General features: G+C 51.3%; 16 protein-coding genes. 3 read left to right on the top strand and 13 right to left on the bottom strand.

Features of this window, described 5'->3' with window-relative positions; translation table 11 throughout:
• Position 1: 1 nt before the first annotated feature.
• The 7 genes from N7387_RS13905 to N7387_RS13875 all read right to left on the bottom strand — a co-directional run bounded on the left by N7387_RS13905 (position 2) and on the right by N7387_RS13875 (position 6,950).
• Entirely contained in the window at positions 2 to 1,039 is a 1,038-nt protein-coding gene (locus tag N7387_RS13905; RefSeq protein ID WP_279799714.1) for an FAD:protein FMN transferase, read from the bottom strand.
• A gap of 75 nt (positions 1,040 to 1,114) precedes the next feature.
• Positions 1,115 to 2,341 (bottom strand): NADH:ubiquinone reductase (Na(+)-transporting) subunit F, encoded by a 1,227-nt coding sequence (nqrF, locus tag N7387_RS13900; protein WP_279799712.1) that lies wholly within the window; start codon positions 2,339 to 2,341, stop codon positions 1,115 to 1,117.
• 15 nt (positions 2,342 to 2,356) lie between these two features.
• Complete coding sequence (gene nqrE / locus N7387_RS13895; protein WP_004237852.1) at positions 2,357 to 2,953, bottom strand: NADH:ubiquinone reductase (Na(+)-transporting) subunit E; 597 nt, start codon at positions 2,951 to 2,953, stop codon at positions 2,357 to 2,359.
• 3 nt (positions 2,954 to 2,956) lie between these two features.
• Positions 2,957 to 3,586: an NADH:ubiquinone reductase (Na(+)-transporting) subunit D gene (locus tag N7387_RS13890; protein WP_025154079.1), complete on the bottom strand. Its 630-nt coding sequence runs from the start codon at positions 3,584 to 3,586 to the stop codon at positions 2,957 to 2,959.
• The gene (locus tag N7387_RS13885; RefSeq protein ID WP_279799708.1) at positions 3,579 to 4,373 is read right to left on the bottom strand and encodes a Na(+)-translocating NADH-quinone reductase subunit C; all 795 of its coding nucleotides are present in this window, start codon (positions 4,371 to 4,373) and stop codon (positions 3,579 to 3,581) included. Before N7387_RS13885 ends, N7387_RS13890 begins: the two co-directional genes overlap by 8 nt.
• On the bottom strand, positions 4,366 to 5,604 hold the full coding sequence (locus tag N7387_RS13880; RefSeq protein ID WP_262859258.1) for an NADH:ubiquinone reductase (Na(+)-transporting) subunit B: 1,239 nt from the start codon (positions 5,602 to 5,604) through the stop codon (positions 4,366 to 4,368). Before N7387_RS13880 ends, N7387_RS13885 begins: the two co-directional genes overlap by 8 nt.
• A 2-nt stretch (positions 5,605 to 5,606) precedes the next feature.
• Positions 5,607 to 6,950, bottom strand: a complete 1,344-nt coding sequence (locus tag N7387_RS13875; protein WP_262859259.1) for a Na(+)-translocating NADH-quinone reductase subunit A — start codon at positions 6,948 to 6,950, stop codon at positions 5,607 to 5,609.
• Between the two features lie 413 nt (positions 6,951 to 7,363).
• On the opposite strand from N7387_RS13875, the gene N7387_RS13870 reads away from it, so the two are divergent.
• On the top strand, positions 7,364 to 8,095 hold the full coding sequence (locus N7387_RS13870) for a murein L,D-transpeptidase (RefSeq protein ID WP_279799704.1): 732 nt from the start codon (positions 7,364 to 7,366) through the stop codon (positions 8,093 to 8,095).
• Here N7387_RS13870 and N7387_RS13865 read toward each other — a convergent pair.
• Positions 8,080 to 8,856 (bottom strand): class II glutamine amidotransferase, encoded by a 777-nt coding sequence (locus tag N7387_RS13865; RefSeq protein ID WP_279799702.1) that lies wholly within the window; start codon positions 8,854 to 8,856, stop codon positions 8,080 to 8,082. The genes N7387_RS13870 and N7387_RS13865 overlap by 16 nt on opposite strands.
• 211 nt (positions 8,857 to 9,067) lie before the next feature.
• The gene (gene lpcA / locus N7387_RS13860) at positions 9,068 to 9,646 is read right to left on the bottom strand and encodes a D-sedoheptulose 7-phosphate isomerase (protein WP_024472650.1); all 579 of its coding nucleotides are present in this window, start codon (positions 9,644 to 9,646) and stop codon (positions 9,068 to 9,070) included.
• 267 nt (positions 9,647 to 9,913) lie between these two features.
• Between lpcA and fadE the strand changes: the two genes are divergently transcribed.
• On the top strand, positions 9,914 to 12,364 hold the full coding sequence (fadE, locus tag N7387_RS13855; RefSeq protein ID WP_279799700.1) for an acyl-CoA dehydrogenase FadE: 2,451 nt from the start codon (positions 9,914 to 9,916) through the stop codon (positions 12,362 to 12,364).
• A 129-nt stretch (positions 12,365 to 12,493) separates the two neighbouring features.
• Here fadE and N7387_RS13850 read toward each other — a convergent pair whose 3' ends face one another.
• From N7387_RS13850 to lysA, 3 genes are all read right to left on the bottom strand, one after another.
• A complete protein-coding gene (locus N7387_RS13850) occupies positions 12,494 to 13,519 on the bottom strand; it encodes an ABC transporter substrate-binding protein (RefSeq protein WP_279799698.1) in 1,026 nt (341 codons plus the stop codon).
• Between the two features lie 30 nt (positions 13,520 to 13,549).
• Positions 13,550 to 14,497, bottom strand: a complete 948-nt coding sequence (locus tag N7387_RS13845) for a tRNA-dihydrouridine synthase (protein WP_279799697.1) — start codon at positions 14,495 to 14,497, stop codon at positions 13,550 to 13,552.
• Positions 14,498 to 14,808: 311 nt separating this feature from the next.
• Positions 14,809 to 16,059 (bottom strand): diaminopimelate decarboxylase, encoded by a 1,251-nt coding sequence (gene lysA, locus N7387_RS13840; RefSeq protein WP_279799695.1) that lies wholly within the window; start codon positions 16,057 to 16,059, stop codon positions 14,809 to 14,811.
• Between the two features lie 118 nt (positions 16,060 to 16,177).
• Between lysA and N7387_RS13835 the strand changes: the two genes are divergently transcribed.
• Positions 16,178 to 17,092: a LysR family transcriptional regulator gene (locus N7387_RS13835; RefSeq protein ID WP_279799693.1), complete on the top strand. Its 915-nt coding sequence runs from the start codon at positions 16,178 to 16,180 to the stop codon at positions 17,090 to 17,092.
• Here N7387_RS13835 and N7387_RS13830 read toward each other — a convergent pair.
• Positions 17,082 to 18,008 (bottom strand): LysR family transcriptional regulator, encoded by a 927-nt coding sequence (locus N7387_RS13830; protein WP_279799691.1) that lies wholly within the window; start codon positions 18,006 to 18,008, stop codon positions 17,082 to 17,084. The two genes, N7387_RS13835 and N7387_RS13830, sit on opposite strands and share 11 nt — an antisense overlap.
• Positions 18,009 to 18,124: the final 116 nt, after the last annotated feature.

The raw sequence follows: 18,124 nt of genomic DNA, 5'->3' as shown, positions 1-18,124 counted from the left end.
TTTATTTTTGCTGCAAATAGGGCTTAAATGCCTCACTGTAGCGCTCTTCAAATCCCTTCTCTGTTTTGACAATCATAAAGACAGGGATATTTTGTGCATTCGCCACTTCAAGACCACGCTCCGGCCCAAGCACATTCAGCCCGGTAGAAAAGCCATCCGCACTCATGCAATTATCTGCAATAACGGTAATCGATACCAGATTGTGGTTAATCGGACGTGCTGTTTTCGGATCAATGGTATGTGAGTAGCGGACATTATTTTCTTCAAAATAATTCCGGTAATCCCCGGATGTCGCCACAGAGGCATTACCCGGCTCAATAATTTCCTGTGCAGACTGGCTCAGCCCCTGCGATGATGGTTTTTCAATCGCAATGCGCCACGGTTTGCCTTTGCCGTTAATGCCCTGAGTCCGGACTTCACCGCCCACATCCACCATATAGTTGCGGATATTCTGCGATTCCAGATAGTCCGCCACCGCATCCACCCCGTAGCCTTTGGCAATCGAGGACAGATCGACATACAGTTCCGGCACAGTCTTAATCAGATTATTGCCTTCAACCTTCAGTTTATCAATCCCGGTCCACTGACGGCGGGTTTCAATATCCTGCTCTGTCGGTACATGGGTCACCCGTCCTTCCGGACCAAATCCCCATAAATTCACCAGCGGGCCGACCGTGACATCCAGTGCGCCATCTGTCAGCTGATTAATACGGATAGCCTCACGAACTACTTTTGCCGTCGCGGCAGAGACCGGAAACGGTGTATTCACCTCACGACTCTGATTAAAACGGCTGAGTTCAGAATCCGGCCGGTAGGTGGACATCTGGTCATTGACCTCTTCCAGCACCACATCAATGCCTTTCTGCAGTGATTCCGCCGGAGGATCTTTCTGATCAGCAACATATTTTATCGCGTAATAGGTACCCATCGTTTTGCCGTTCAGGGTGACCTGCTGTGCTTCCGGTGTGTTATCACCGCACGCGCTCAGTAACAAGGTCAACAGTGCCAGCGGCAGAAAAGCCCGTTTTATTTTTACCATACACAATCCAGTCTGATTTCAGATCATCTGCGCCCACAGGTGTGGGCGCAGTTTCGTTATGACAGGGGGCGGAAATCAGCCGCCGAAGTCATCCAGCATAATATTTTCGTCTTCCACACCCAGATCTTTGAGCATCTTGATCACGGCGGCGTTCATCATCGGCGGCCCGCACATATAGAACTCACAATCTTCCGGTGCCGGGTGATTTTTCAGGTAATGCTCATAGAGAACATTATGAATAAACCCGGTGTATCCGTCCCAGTTATCTTCCGGCAGGGCATCAGACAACGCCACGTTCCAGGTGAAGTTTTCATTTTCAGCCTGAAGCTGGTCAAAATCTTCCTCATAGAACATTTCACGTTTTGAACGCGCACCATACCAGAAAGACATCTTGCGTTTGGAATGCAGACGCTTAAGCTGATCGAAGATATGCGAACGCATCGGTGCCATACCGGCACCACCACCGATAAAGATCATTTCCGCATCGGTATCTTTCGCAAAGAATTCCCCGAACGGCCCGGAAATTGTCACTTTATCACCCGGTTTCAGTGACCAGATGTAAGAGGACATAATCCCCGGAGGGGCATCCGGCACTCGCGGAGGCGGTGTGGCGATACGCACGTTCAGCATGATAATGCCGTGCTCTTCCGGATAGTTCGCCATGGAGTAAGCACGCACTGTCGGCTCTTTCACATCAGACACATAGCGGAACAGGTTAAACTTGTCCCAGTCCTCACGGTATTCCTGCGGCACATCAAACTCATCATAGCGGACCACATGCGGCGGACATTCAATCTGAATATAACCACCGGCACGGAACGGCACACTTTCACCGTCAGGGATTCTGAGTTTCAGCTCTTTAATGAACGTCGCTTTGTTATCATTGGAGATAACTTCGCACTCCCATTTTTTCACCCCGAAGATCTCTTCCGGCAACTCAATTTTCAGATCCTGTTTCACATTCACCTGGCATGCCAGACGGCAGCCTTCACGCGCTTCGCGTTTGTTAATGTGCGACACTTCTGTCGGCAGAATATCACCGCCGCCTTCTTTGATCTTCACACGGCACTGGCCGCAGGTTCCGCCACCACCGCAGGCTGAGGAGACAAAAATCCCCTGACCGGACAGTACATTCAGTAATTTGTCACCGGCCGGTGCGTCGAAGCTTTTCTCCGCATCGCCGTTGATTTCAATCTTAACGTCCCCTGTGTTCACCAGTTTTGATTTTGCGAACAAAATCAATGCGGTCAGCGCCAGAACAATCAGGGTAAACATTGCCACGCCTAAAATAACGATATCCATAATTGCGTTTCACCCTTATAACTGTACGCCGGAGAAGGACATAAAGCCCAGAGCCATCAGTCCGGTGGTCACGAATGTGATCCCCAGCCCTTTCAGGCCGGCCGGTACGTCAGAGTATTTCATCTTCTCGCGGATAGCGGCCATCAGCACAATCGCCAGCAGCCAGCCGATACCGGAAGCAAACCCGTAAACCACAGACTCCGTAAAGTTGTAGTCACGCTGCGCCATAAAGGACACACCACCGAAAATTGCACAGTTTACGGTGATTAACGGCAGGAAGATCCCCAACGCGTTATACAGTGCCGGAAAATAGCGATCCAGAATCATCTCCAGAATCTGTACCAGCGCCGCAATGACCCCGATAAAGGTAATGAAGTTGAGGAAGCTTAAATCCACCCCTTCCATCAGTGCGCCGTCGCGCAGCAGCAGGTTGTACACCAGGTTGTTTGCCGGAACCGAAATCCCCAGCACCACGGTAACCGCCACGCCGAGACCAAACGCCGTTTTGACGTTTTTCGACACCGCGAGGAACGTACACATCCCGAGGAAAAAGGCCAGCGCCATATTTTCAATAAACACTGCCCGCACAAAGAGACTGATATAATGTTCCATATCTTAATCCTCCTCGACTTGTGACGGTTTCAGGGTACGGATCCCCCAGATGAGCATGCCGATAATAAAGAATGCACTTGGTGCCAGCAGGAACAGGCCGTTCGGCAGATACCAGCCGCCGTTCTGCGCTGTTTCCAGCACGGTCACGCCAAAGAGTTTGCCGGAACCAATCAGTTCACGGAAAAAGCCCACCAGCAGCAGGATCACCCCGTAACCCAGGCCGTTACCGATACCGTCCATAAAGCTTTCAAGCGGCGGCGCTTTCATGGCATACGCTTCCGCACGTCCCATCACAATACAGTTGGTAATGATCAGACCGACGAATACAGAAAGCTGTTTGGAGATTCCGTAGGCATAGGCCCGCAAAATCTGGTCAACAAGAATAACCAGCGAGGCGATAATTGCCATCTGAACGATAATCCGCACACTACCCGGAATAAAATTACGGATCATCGAGATAAACATGCTGGAGAATGCCGTCACCAGCGTTACCGCGATGGTCATAACCAGAGCAGTTTCCAGTTTGGTGGTCACCGCCAGCGCCGAACACACACCCAGTACCTGGAGGGCAATCGGGTTGTTATCTAATAACGGTCCGAGAAGAACGCGTTTAATTTCTTTACTATCAGCCATGATTCAACGCTCCTTCGCGTACTGTTTTCAGGAACGGGCCAAAACCGTTGTCACCCAGCCAGAAATCAAACATATGCTGGATGCCGTTTGAGGTCAGTGTCGCACCGGACAAACCATCAATGCCGTACGGACTGTCAGTGGTGCCGCTGCGGACAATTTTGATGGCCGGCATACCGTCTTCATTAAACAGCTTTTTACCAATCCACTGTTTACGCCATTGCGGGTTATCCACCTCACCACCCAGCCCCGGGGTTTCACCGTGCTGATAGTAAGAGATCCCTTCGGAAGTGATACCGTCAACATCAATCGCGACAAAGGCATACATCACCGACCACAGACCGGAGCCGTAAACCGGCAGAACAATTTTACTGGTTTCACCCTGCTCATTCTGTACCAGATAGATTTCCGCGCTGTTGGCACGGCGGCGGATTTTCGCCAGATCTTCTTCCGGTGACAGGGCAATACTGGTCTCATCACTGCGCAGTTCATCATTGAGATCGTATTTGCCGGTGCTGTCCGTCATCTGACCGGTTTTTAAATCCACCATTTTTGCTCTGATGAATTTTTTATAGACTGCATCGATTTCGTCCGCCGTCATGGATGGCGTCAGTAACCCGGCCACATCCAGAATGTTACGCTGCTTATCCAGCAGAATCTGTGCCTGCTGCGTGGACTTCAGCCCCACAGCAGAACCAGCCACGACTATCGAACACACAAGGCAAAGGACGAAGACAACGATAAACGTTCTTGCGACACTGTCCTTGTTTTTCGTTTTTTCATTAGCCACGTGCTTTTCTCCGTTTAATGTTTGCCTGAACCACCAGATAATCAAATAACGGGGCGAATAAGTTGGCGAACAGGATAGCCAGCATCATCCCTTCCGGATATGCCGGGTTTGCCACACGGATCAGGACACACATCACCCCGATCAGGATCCCGTAAGCCCATTTCCCTTTATCGGTAAATGAAGCTGATACCGGGTCCGTTGCCATGAAAATCATACCGAAGGCAAAACCGCCCAGGACCAGATGCCAGTACCACGGCATAGCAAACAGCGGATTGGTGTCAGAACCAATCATATTAAAGACGGCGGACATCGCGATCATCCCGACCATCACACCGGCCACAATACGCAGAGAGGCGATACGGGCAAACAGAATGACGGCACCGCCGATCAGAATCATCAGCGTGGAGACTTCACCAATCGAGCCAGGGATGTTACCGATAAAGGCATCCATCCAGGAGATCGGCTGATTGGTTATGGTATTAACCAGCTGATGCTCACCACCGACCGCCCACTGCGACAGCGGCGTTGCGCCGGAGAAGCCGTCAGCGGCAGTCCAGACCGTGTCACCGGAAATCTGAGCCGGATAAGCAAAGAACAGGAAAGCACGACCGGCCAGCGCCGGGTTCAGGAAGTTGCGTCCTGTACCGCCGAAGATTTCCTTCGCGACCACCACACCGAAGGTGACAGCCAGCGCAGCCTGCCATAACGGCAGCGTCGGCGGCACAATCAGTGCCAGCAGAATGGAGGTAATAAAGAAGCCTTCGTTGATTTCATGCCCGCGGATCATCGCAAACAGGACTTCCCAGAAGCCGCCGACGATAAAAATCACCGCATAAATCGGCAGGAAATAGACGGCACCGAACAGCATTTTACTGACCCAGCCCGCATCCTGTGTGAAGGAGACCCCGATAAGCTCCGCCAGACGATAATGCCAGTCACCGGCAATCACCTGCTGAAGCTCCGCACCGCTGTACATATCCAGCAGTACCGGTATTGCCTGGTTACCAACGTTATACATCCCCCAGAACATGGCCGGGAAAACGGATAACCAGACCAGGATCATCAGACGTTTAAGGTCGATGGAGTCACGGACATGCGAACGCCCGCGGGTAACTGTCCCCGGGGTATAGAAGATGGTGGCGGCTGCTTCATACAGTGCATACCATTTCTGTAATTTGCCGCCCGGTTCAAAATGCGGCTCAATTTTTTCGAGAAATTTTTTCAGACCCATGATTATCCTTCCTGCTCAATCCTGGTCAGTACGTCACGCAGCACCGGGCCGTACTCATATTTACTCTGACAGACATAGGTACACAGCCCCAGATCTTCCTCATCCAGCTCCAGCGCACCCAGTGCCTGGGCACTGTCAGTATCACCCGCCAGCAGATCGCGCAGGAAATGTGTCGCCATAATGTCGAGCGGCATCACACGTTCATAACTGCCGATCGGCACCATGGAACGTTCGCCGCCATTCATTGATGTAGTAAATGAAAACAGTTTCTTCTTAAAGAAATGACCCAGTGTGGTGCGGGTAACCGTGTATTTGTCTGTGCCCGGCATAATCCAGCCGAACAGCTCTTTCTCACGGCCTTCTTCCAGAACGGAGACCTGATTGGTAAAACGGCCCAGATAGTGATGAGCATCATCACTGGCCACGCCCCACAGGACAGAACCGGAAATAATACGGTTTTCACCGGCCTTCAGCTGCCCTTCGGTCAGTTCATACAGATCTGCGCCGAGGCGGGTTTTCAGCAGGCGCGGGTTCTCCACCTGCGGACCACCGAGCGCCACAATACGGTCGGTATATAAAAAGCCGGTCGTGAACAGTTTACCGATGGCGATGACATCCTGGTAATTCAGTGACCAGACGGTTTTCGTTGCACTGACCGGTTCCAGGAAATGGATGTGCGTACCGGCAAGGCCTGCCGGATGCGGCCCGGTAAATTGTGTGTAACTGACACGATTGTTATCGGTAACTTTTGCGAAGTCATCTGTGCCGTGGCAGACATGAATCTTCCCTTCCGTCAGGCAGCTCAATACCTGTAAGCCGTCATCAAACGACGCCTGTTCCTGACGGATAATCACCTGCGGATCAGCGGACAGCGGATTGGTGTCCATAGCAGTGACAAAAATAGCGGCAGGCACGGAACCTAATTTCGGGGTATGACTGAACGGACGTGTCCGCAGCGCGGTCCACAATCCGGAGGCCACCAGGTTTTTCTCTGCCTGTTCACGGGTCAGTGACGACAGATCCCGGCGGTCATAACTGTCAAACGTTAATTGCTCGTCTCCCTGTATCTCAATCACCACAGATTGTAATACACGACGCTCACCACGATTGATGGCTTTTACCACTCCGCAGGCGGGGCTGGTAAAAATCACACCGGGGTTCTTTTTATCTTCAAAAAGAGCCTGTCCTTTCTTTACTGATTCACCTTCCTGAACCAGCATCGACGGACGCATCCCGATGTATTCCTCACCCAGCAGCGCTGCGTGGCGGACTGAAGGGCCATCTTCTGTGACTTGAGCAGGTGCTCCTGCGATCGGCAGGTCGAGTCCTTTTTTAATTTTAATCATAAAATTTGCACAAGTTTTTGTTAAACCCACGTCATCACTGCCGCAGCAGCGTATGACAACTCAACAATAAAAACACTCCGGGCCGTTATTATCGCCCCGGGCTGTTTTTTCCGACATATGTCACGGTTTTGCGTAAACCCGATCCGCATTATTTTACCACTTCACAACAATTCTGTCCGGCGAAACGAGTGACCTGGCTCAAGCAAATAGGATTATTGTGATCAGAAAAAGCTCAATAACTCGCCTTTACCGAGTAATTAAGTCACCTTTACCGACTCCTGTCTCTTTTTTAACCACAATAATATTCGTAACAAATGATTTTATTCTCACAGGAAACCATTCACAAATTATCTGCATCATGGCAATCTGTTGTTACTTTTTTCACCAATCTATTGTTACCCTGAATACTGAGAATGCGACATATCATTTTTATGATGATCGGCCTGCTGTTTTTTGCAGGGCAATCATCAGCAACCACAGAAAAATCCGCGTCATTATGGCTTACAACGCCGGTGAGTGATGCCCGTAACAGCCGGGTATTTATACAGATATTTAAAGAAGAAAAAGAACTGGAGCTTTATCAGCGGGAAAATAACGGACGTTTTAAACTGGTGAAACGCTACCCGGTTTGTCAGTTTTCCGGCGGGCTCGGGCCAAAGCAACTGACCGGCGATTTAAAAAGCCCGGAGGGATTTTACCGTATCAGTCTGTCACAGCTCAATCCAAGCAGTCGGTTTTACCGAGCTATTAACCTTGGTTTTCCCAATGAATTCGACCGGGCGCATGGCTATAGCGGGGATTATCTGATGGTTCACGGAGACTGCAAATCCGTCGGCTGTTACGCCATGACGGATGCTTATATTGATGAGATTTACCGCTACGTGGAAAGCGCCCTGCTGAGCGGACAGACGGATCTGAATATCGCGATTTATCCTTTCCGGATGACGCCGGAAAACCTGAACCGCCACCGGAACTCCTCACATCTGGCGTTCTGGCAGCAGTTACAGCCTGCTTATCAGTATTTCGCGGATAATCAGATACCTGCAGTAGTTGCGGTTGTTAACGGCCGTTATGTGACCGCCGCACACACAGCGGTACCGGCACCGGCAGCGGACACCGGTTTACTGACTCAGAACACGGATTGATCCCGTTCGCCGTAATAAAAGAGAACGGCTTCGCCGGGCCCGATTTTCTGCCACTGCTCATTACCGGTCAGCGGCTGTGTGGCAATCACAGACACCACATCGTCCTGCCGGGTATGCTGCGAAAAATCAATCTCCACATCACTGTCCACCAGCCGCGCTTTACCGAAAGGCGCGCGGCGGGTGATCCAGTGCAGATTCGTCGAACAGTACGCCAGCACATAGCTGCCGTCTGACAACAACATATTAAAGACACCAAACTGCCGCAGCACATCCGCCAGCCGTTTAATTTCACGGAACACTGTTTGCAGATCCTGCGGCGGCTGCGGGTATTTTTCTTTCAGCTGATTCAGCAGCCAGCAGAATGCATGCTCGCTGTCCGTCTGGCCGACTGGGGTAAAAAAACCGGTCGGCAGATGTTCATAGCCGCTGAGCTGTCCGTTGTGGGCATATGTCCAGTTCCGTCCCCACAGTTCGCGGGTAAAGGGATGGGTATTTTCCAGTGATACCACCCCTCTGTTTGCCTGACGGATATGGGCAATCACCGCTTCGGATTTGACGGGATAGTCACGGACAAAACGGGCAACAGGAGAGTTGCAGCAGGCACGGGCGTCTTTGAATGTCCGGCAGCCCATTCCTTCATAAAACGTAATTCCCCACCCGTCTTTGTGCGGCCCGGTTTCGCCGCCGCGCGGGATCAGGCCACTGAGACTGAAATGAATATCAGTCGGGACATTTGCACTCATCCCCAGCAATTCACACATCGCCTTTCTCCCTTACCCGTTTTTGTGATGACTGAGGACTATTGTTACCCGCAATCCGATAGTTTCACAATCGCGAAAATATCATTCTTTTAGATGATTTGGTTATATATAAGGTGATTTATGCTTATGGTGAATAAGACAGGCATTGTGCCATAGAAAAGCACTCAACCGGCGGCAGAGTGCTTTTTCAGGAGATCCGGCTTATATCCGGTTATTTGACCATTTCTTTTTCGATCAGCATGATCAGAATATGAATAACCTTAATATGAATTTCCTGAATGCGATCCGCGTAACCAAAATGCGGGACACGGATTTCAATATCCGCGCTGCCTGCCATCTTGCCACCGTCTTTGCCGGTCAGCGTGATCACTTTCATGCCTTTGGCACGCGCCGCTTCAATGGCTTTAATAATGTTACCTGAATTACCGGATGTGGAGATACCGAGTAACACATCCCCTTCACGACCGACAGATTCCACAAAACGCGAGAAAACATATTCATAACCGAAATCATTGCTGACGCAGGATAAGTGGCTGACATCTGAAATGGCAATCGCCGGATAACCCGGACGGTTTTCACGGTAGCGTCCGGTCAGTTCTTCCGCAAAATGCATCGCATCACAGTGTGAACCGCCGTTGCCGCATGACATCACTTTGCCGCCCGCTTTAAAAGAATCAGCCAGCATGACAGCAGCCCGGCGGATAGCATCAATATTATTCTCATCTTTCAAAAAGTTATCGAGGGTTGCCGCTGCTTCGGTCAGTTCACCGCGGATAAGTTCCTGGTACATAGAGATAGGCTCCTGAAAATGAATCGGATTTGTCTGTCCTGAGTGTAACGGATCTGCCCCGGTGAAAGAAGTCACAATCCGTGGCATCTGCAAATAAGACACATTTTATTCTGCTAATTTTGTGAGCTGAGTTGTAAATAAAATGTGAAATCGTTGAAATTATTCCGCCGTTGCGCTAAATCTGAACACAACAGGTCAGACCTCTGATGTCACAGTGTACTGACACGTCACATGTGCTGACACGGATACCCCTTACGGAGGTTCATCATGTTACTACTCAGTATTATCTTGTTTATCGCCGTCACCGGGCTGCTCGCTTTTCACCGGGTCAGTCTGAAGTTCAGTGCAACAGCACTGATACTGTTCAGTCTCATCATGAATGTCTTCCGTTTATGGCCGTTTGCTGTCACCGTTCTTCTGGCACTGATTTTCCTGCCGTTTGTGATCACGTCCGTGCGTAAAGCCCTGTTCAGCAGCCGTCTGATGCTGCTGTTCCGCAAAGTGATGCCGCCGATGTCACAGACAGAAAAAGAAGCGATTGATGCAGGCACCACCTGGTGGGAGGGCGATCTGTTCCGTGGTCAGCCCGACTGGCAGAAGCTGCACAGCTACCCTGCCCCGCAGCTGACCGCAGAAGAGCAGGCTTTCCTCGACGGCCCGGCAGAAGAAGCCTGCCGGATGGCCAACGATTTTGAAATTACCCACGAACTGGCGGATCTGCCGCCGGCATTATGGCAGTTCCTGCGCGAACATAAATTCTTCGCCATGATCATCCGCAAAGAATACGGCGGACTGGCATTCTCTCCCTATGCCCAGGCGCGGGTGCTGCAAAAACTCGCCGGGGTTTCCGGTATTCTGGCGATTACCGTCGGCGTTCCCAATTCACTGGGGCCGGGAGAGCTGTTACAGCACTACGGCACAGATGAGCAGAAAAAACGCTGGCTGCCGGGACTGGCCTCCGGGGAAGAAATCCCCTGCTTTGCCCTGACCAGCCCGGAAGCCGGTTCTGATGCCGGTGCCATTCCGGATACCGGGGTTATCTGCACCGGCGAATGGCAGGGTGAACAGGTGCTCGGCATGCGCCTGAACTGGAATAAACGCTATATCACCCTGGCACCGGTCGCCACCGTGCTGGGTCTCGCCTTTAAACTGTATGATCCGGATAAACTGCTCGGTGAAAAAACCTCGCTGGGGATCACCTGCGCACTGATCCCGGTAAATACCCCGGGGGTTGAAACCGGTACCCGCCATTTCCCGCTTAATGTCCCGTTCCAGAACGGCCCGACACGCGGTAAAGATGTCTTTGTGCCGCTGGATTATATTATCGGCGGCCCGGCAATGGCCGGACAGGGCTGGCGCATGCTGGTGGAGTGTCTGTCGGTCGGGCGTGGTATCACCCTGCCGTCCAATGCCACCGGCGGGCTGAAAAGTGCGGCCATGGCAATTGGCGCTTATTCTTATATCCGCCGTCAATTCCGGATGCCGATCGGCAAAATGGAAGGGATTGAGGAGCCGCTGGCGCGGATTGCCGGAAATGCCTATCTGATGGATGCCGCCGCCACACTGATCACCACCGGTATTATGCTCGGTGAGAAACCGGCGGTTCTGTCCGCGATTGTGAAATATCACTGTACCCACCGGGGACAGCGCGCCATTATTGATGCCATGGATATTGCGGGGGGTAAAGGTATCTGCCTCGGGCCGTCCAACTTCCTGGCCCGTAACTATCAGGGAGCGCCTATCGCGATCACCGTCGAAGGTGCCAATATCCTGACCCGCAGTATGATTATCTTCGGTCAGGGCGCTATCCGCTGTCATCCGTATGTATTGACTGAGATGGCCGCAGCGGCAGACAATCAGCTGAATGACTTCGATAACGCGCTGTTTGCCCATATCGGCCATGTATTAACCGCCGCCACCCGCAGTTTCTGGCTCGGGTTATCGCGCGGGTATTTCAGTCCGTCACCGTTCCGGGATGCCACCCGCCGCTATTATCAGCACCTTAACCGGCTGAGTGCCAACCTGGCGCTGCTGTCAGACATCGCGATGGCGACACTCGGCGGCAGTCTGAAGCGCCGTGAGCGGATTTCTGCCAGACTCGGCGATATACTCAGCCAGCTTTACCTCGCATCTGCCACTTTAAAACGGTTTGATGAGGATGGCCGCCCGCAGGCTGACTTACCGCTGGTACACTGGGCAGTACAGGATTGTCTGTATGAAGCCGAAAAAGCGATGGATGAACTGCTGACCAACTTCCCTGACCGCAAAGTGGCTGCGCTGCTGCGTCTGACCGTCTTCCCGTCAGGCCGCCATCACCGTCCGCCGTCAGATAAACTGGACAGCAAACTCGCCCGTCTGCTGCAGGAACCGTCAGAGACCCGCGACAGAATCGGACGCGGGCAATACCTGGCTCCTGAGCCCAACAACCCGCACGGGCTGCTCAATGCCGCACTCAGTGATATTCTCGCCGCCGAGCCGCTGGTAGATCGCCTCAGTCGTATGGCTGAAAAACATATTGATTTCACCCGGCTGGATAAACTGGCGGATATTGCCCTGGAAAGCGGAAAAGTCACACCAGAAGAGGCGGATATCCTGCGCAAAGCGGAAGCCAGCCGTCTGCGTTCAATCAATGTGGATGAGTTTGCACCGGAGATTATCGGCTTAAAATCACACGCTAATTCTCACCGTTACCGTAAAGGTGAAAATCCCGGCGCATAAATAACATGGCGGAGCCGTTCTCTGCTCCGCCATTACTGCACTCTGTATTACCTCTGTATTACCGTCCTGTGCTGCTGTTACCGGTCATATTGGCATCCAGGCTGAGGATTTCCCGCATTTGTGCGTCTGTCAGATCGGTATCAAAGAACTGCTTAAAGAACTGACGGATATCCTGCTGTATTGCCGTGTCATCTGCCGGTTTACGTTTAACCCGCGCTTCAATCCATTCATCATCAGCGGTGTTTCGATCCCCGGTGCATCCCAGCGGTAAATACCGATAGGGGCTTTATAAACACGTCTGTTCTTCACAGCAGAAATCGTTTCTGCGCCCTGCCAGCCGACCGTATTCCGGTACACATCTTCCGGCACGAATGAATCAAACTGGCTCAGAATAATAATGTCCGGATCCAGGTTAATCACCTGCTCTGCCGACACCGTGATCCAGTTTGGTTTAACCCGCATATCATCTGTCAGATTAATGCCCCCGGCCCGGTTGATCATCAGGCTGTTTACCGAGGTCTTACCGGCCACCGTCAAATTTTTATCTCTGACATACAGAATACCCGGCTTTCCGTACGGCATCTCACGAATGGTCACCGGGGTTGAGTCTCTTGTCACCGTGTTCACTGACTGAATCTGATGATCAAAAAAAGCCAGTAAATCTGCGGCCCGCTTTTCTTTGCCCAGAATGTCGCCCAACAACCTGATCCCGTTTTTCACATCATCCAAATCACCGTATCTGATTGCCACCGCCGGGATACCGAGTTTATCCAGTTTCTCTTTTTCTTCTTTCTGGTAATCCCAGATAATCACCAGATCCGGATTTAACCTGACCAGTTCTTCGCCGTTAATCGTGAAATCTTTATTCACAAAGGTGCTGTTCACTTTCTCAATACCGGGTGCCAGTGTATTTAAAATACTGTTACGGTAAGCCTCTTTTGCTGACGGATGCATCCCCGCAATTTTTGCGTCTGAACCATCCACCACATAAATCATCGACATCCACGGAATAGGTACAACCGCAATCCGCTCTACCGTATCCGGAATAGTGACCCGGTTTCCGGCGAGATCAGTAATTTCTTTTGCCCCGGCACAATTGAAAAACAGCAGTAATACACAGGCACTGAAAATACGTTTTAAGACTGATATTGCCATGTTATCTTCCTGTCATTGTATTTACTGTTATCAGCGAAATGCCCGGATATACGGACGGGGAATTAATTTACGATCATATTTCAGATACCAGTTAGGATTGCGCAATAACCCGCGACCAACGGCAATTAAATCCGCATATTGGTGTTCTAATATATCATCGGCCAGTTGGTGATCACGAATACCCCCGACAACAATAACCGGTTTCTCACAGCCTTTTTTTACCCCTTTGGTATCTTCCAGCTGATATGCCACCCCTTTATTGGTTCCGTGCATCTGACTGCCGCCATTGGATATATGCACAATATCAATAAGCAGATTAATATTACGCAGAATTTTTTGTGTAAATGAAATACTGTCTTCTTCGCAGTAACGGGTGCCGATACGCAAAATAATCGCTTTATCTTCCGGCCAGGATTTGCGGACTGCGGTCAGTAATTCTGTCAGAAAAATAACCGGATCAGCATATTTATCGCTGCGCTGATTTGTCCGCCGATCAATAAACTGAGAAATTAAAAACTCATGGGATGCCATAATTTCCAGGGCATCGAATCCGGCTTTATCTGCCCGTGCCGCCGCGCGTGTATAGCAGTCAAACAATGCAGTAATATCCTGCGCTGTTAATGCATTAATATCCTGAATAATATTGCCGGATTCCAGCCGTGACTTACTGCCTGCATGATTAAGCTGGATCGCCACTTTACTGCCTTCATTTTGCAGCATTGCCACAATCTGCGCCAGCATCGCAACATGTCCGTCCTCATATAAACCCAGCGCACCACTGCCCAGACGGCCGTCAACGGTAACCGCGCACTCTTCCATAATAATCAGCCCGACCTGACCGACAGCAAAAGACATATAATGCGCCAGATGAAAGTAATCCGCGTAGCCGTCAGTGGCACGTTTTATTCTGACCGGCGGATAAACTAATTTATTTTTAAGTGTTAATTTTTCTGATACAAATGGCTGCATTAAATTCATAATACACACGTCCCCGGAAAAAGCTGACCGGCACTGTTATATAAAAACTGTACCGATAATAAATAATAAAGTGACTGAAGTGATAATAGAGGTAACAGTGCGGGGACTCTATGACAGGCAATCGGTTTTATAACACCAGTCACACTCTGCCGGAATATGGCCTCCGGATGGGATTATTGCGTTAAAAGTTATCATTCTGTTGTTATTTTTATGTAAGTAAAAATAACATTAACATACTCCCGGGGAGTATCAATAATAAAATACCCGGGATGTTATTCCCGGGTATTTTCAATATTGGTCAGACACATATATTATTCTGTAATTTCCAGCGCCATCAGTTCATCAATGGTCTGACGGCGGCGGATCAGTTTCGCCTTTCCGTCAGTAAATAAAATTTCCGGTAATAACGGACGGCTGTTGTAATTTGATGACATCGATGCGCCGTATGCCCCGGTATCGTGAAATACCAGAAAATCATTCACAGCGGCTTCCGGTAATGCACGCGGCACCACCATCCCGCCTTCCAGCTGGGTAAACACATCCCCGGATTCACATAACGGCCCGGCGACAATTGTTTCCCGCACAGCACTGTTTTGCGGTTCTCCCGCTGCCGGTAACACTGAAATATGGTGATAACTGCCATACATGGCCGGACGCATCAGATCATTAAAACCACTGTCCACCAGCACATAGTGGCGGCTCCCCATCCCTTTGACCGCCCGTACCTGTGCCAGCAGAATACCGGATTCCGCCACCAGATAACGACCCGGTTCAATTTCCAGAGTGATCTCACGACCGAGATGACGGGCAATACGATCCCGGGCGGCATCCCAGAGTGAAAAATAATTGTCGATATCAATAACTTCATCCCCTTCACGGTAAGGGGTCGATAATCCGCCGCCGGCAGAAATCGCGCGGATATCCAGATTATTGGTGATCACCAGTTCAGCCATGGCATCACAGACCGTTGCCAGGTGCTCATAATCCACTCCGGAACCGATATGCATATGGATGCCGGTTAATGTCAGCTGATAATGGCTGATTTCTGCCAGTGCTTCTCCGAGATCCGCAAACCAGATCCCGTGCTTGCTGTTCTCGCCGCCGGTATTGGTTTTCTGGCTGTGCCCGTGACCAAACCCCGGATTAATGCGCAACCACACCGGATGCCCCGGACGGCGGGCACCAATCTGGCGCAGCATATCCACCGAGCCGGTATTTACCGCAATGCCGAGTTCCAGCACGCGATCCAGCGTTTCTTCTGTAATCATATCGGCGGTGAAAACAATCTCATCCGGACGGTAACCGGCTTTCAGTGCCCGTTCGATTTCCCCGGCAGAGACGGAATCGACCTTGACACCATGCTCATGTATCAGACGCAGAATATGAATATTGGAATTGGCTTTCTGCGCAAAACGGATCACATCAAAGCGCTTCAGACGGGCAATACGGCTGATAATCACCTCACTGTCATACAGCCATAGCGGGGTACCGTACTGCTGAGCCAGGCTGCGCAGGGCATCCGGGGTAAACGGGGCGCGGAGTGTTTTGGTTGCGATAGTCATGATGTTGTGCTCTTTTTGATCGTGATCTCATTTTTTTCCATCGTGACAAAAATTCTGCGCGATTTAAAATATCTGATTTGCTAATGTCTATTCATTACTGATATGGATTCGATGAATAATGGAACACTACTCCTGGCGTCACATTGATATTTTCCACGCGGTTATGACAACAAAGAGCCTGACGGATGCCGCACAACTGCTGCATACCTCTCAGCCGACGGTCAGCCGGGAGCTTGCCCGTTTCGAGAAAATCCTCGGGTTCCGTGTGTTCGACCGCATCAAAGGCCGCCTGCACCCGACTGAACAGGGGCTGCGGTTATTCGAGGAAGTGGAACGATCCTATTACGGCCTTGAGCGTATCAGCCGGGCGGCGGAGAGCATCCGCCAGTTTCAGCATGCCCAGCTGGCAATCACCTGCCTGCCCGCCTTTGCTCAGTCATTGCTGCCTGCTGTCTGCCGCACATTTCATGCGCAGTATCCGGATGTGAATTTTGAAATCGCCCCGCAGGAGTCACCGCTGCTGGAAGAGTGGCTCTCCGCCCAGCGTTATGACCTTGGGATCACCGAACATCAGCTGACGCCGCCCGGCACCCTGCAGGAAACCCTGCTCACGCTCAGTGAAGTCTGTGTGCTGCCGTCATCGCATCCACTGTGCAGCAAATCAGTACTGACCCCCGCTGATTTTGCACAGCAAAATTTTATCAGCCTGTCCGTTGCGGACAGTTACCGGCAGAGGATTGATGCATTGTTCAGTGAAAAGCAGATCCCGCGTCGGATGATAATGGAAACACACAGTGCGGCCTCGGTATGTGCCATGGTCAGGGAGGGGCTGGGGGTATCTGTCGTTAACCCACTGACCGCCATGGATTGCAGCGGGATTTGTGTCCGTCCGTTCAGTGAAGACATTCCGTTCACCGTGAGCCTGATCCGCCCGCTGCACAGGCCGCATTCTGTACTGACAGATATTTTTATTACCCATCTCCGTCAGCATATGCAGGCTGTTTTGCGGCAGTTAAAACGGGTTACCGGTTAGTTTTTTCATCCAGCAGATACGGCAGCCAGTCCGGCGAATGTGCAAACCACTCTGCCAGAAAATCCAGCAGCAGACGCAGCGGCCGCGCCATATGTTCGCGGCTGGTATAAATGCCGTAAATGCCGAGCGCAGGCAGCCGGTATTCCGGAAACAGACGCACCAGGCGCCCGGTTTTCAGATGCTCATACACCGAACAGTAAGGCTGCAATGCAATACCTTCCCCGTTCAGCGTTGCTTCCAGCAGAAACGTGGATTCATTGGCACTGAGCGCCCCGCTTACCGGGACAGAAATCACCTCATCATTCCGTTCAAATAACCACAGGCTGCGACCGTAGAAATTATAGGTCAGACAGGTCAATTCACTGAGTGCCTCAGGCGATAGCGGATACCCGTGTTTTTCCAGATACGCCGGTGCCGCACAAACCACAGAATCACAGCGGGAAAGCGGCTTCGCGATCAGGTTCGGCTCAAGGTTGTTGGTGATGCGGATCCCCAGATCAATCCGTTCCTCCACCAGGCTGATCGCTTTATTTGTAACCTGCACATCAACAGCAACAGCCGGATAACGGGCCCGGAACTGCACAAGCGCCTTTGACAGTGCCACCATCGCCAGTGACTGGGCACAGGTGATCCGCACCAGGCCGCTGACGGCCTCATCTTCTGTCACCACCGGACGGGCAATCGCCGTTGCCAGCGACAGTAATTCCCGGCTTTGCGTCAGCACCGCTTCACCGGCAGAGGTCAGCGTCAGGCTGCGGGTTGTCCGGTTCAGTAACCGCACACCGGCCCAGTTCTCCATTTCAGCCAGATAACGTGTGACCATCGCCCGGGACATACCCAGCATATCTGCGGCTTTGCTCATGCTGCGCTGTTCGGTAATGGCAATAAAAACCTGAGCGGCGGTGATCCTGTCCATTTTATTTGTCCGGTTTATGCAACAATGAAGACCGGATTATGGGGTTTTTCCGGCGGATTATGCAACTTATTATAGCGTCATCTTAACGACTCACCTGCAAAAAGGATAACACCATG

It is taken from the genome of Morganella sp. GD04133 (genome assembly GCF_029835375.1).
In the GTDB taxonomy this organism is placed as follows: Bacteria; Pseudomonadota; Gammaproteobacteria; order Enterobacterales; family Enterobacteriaceae; genus Morganella; species Morganella morganii_B.
The sequence above is the reverse complement of the archived record's forward strand: the minus strand, read 5'-3'. Positions and strand labels throughout refer to the sequence as shown.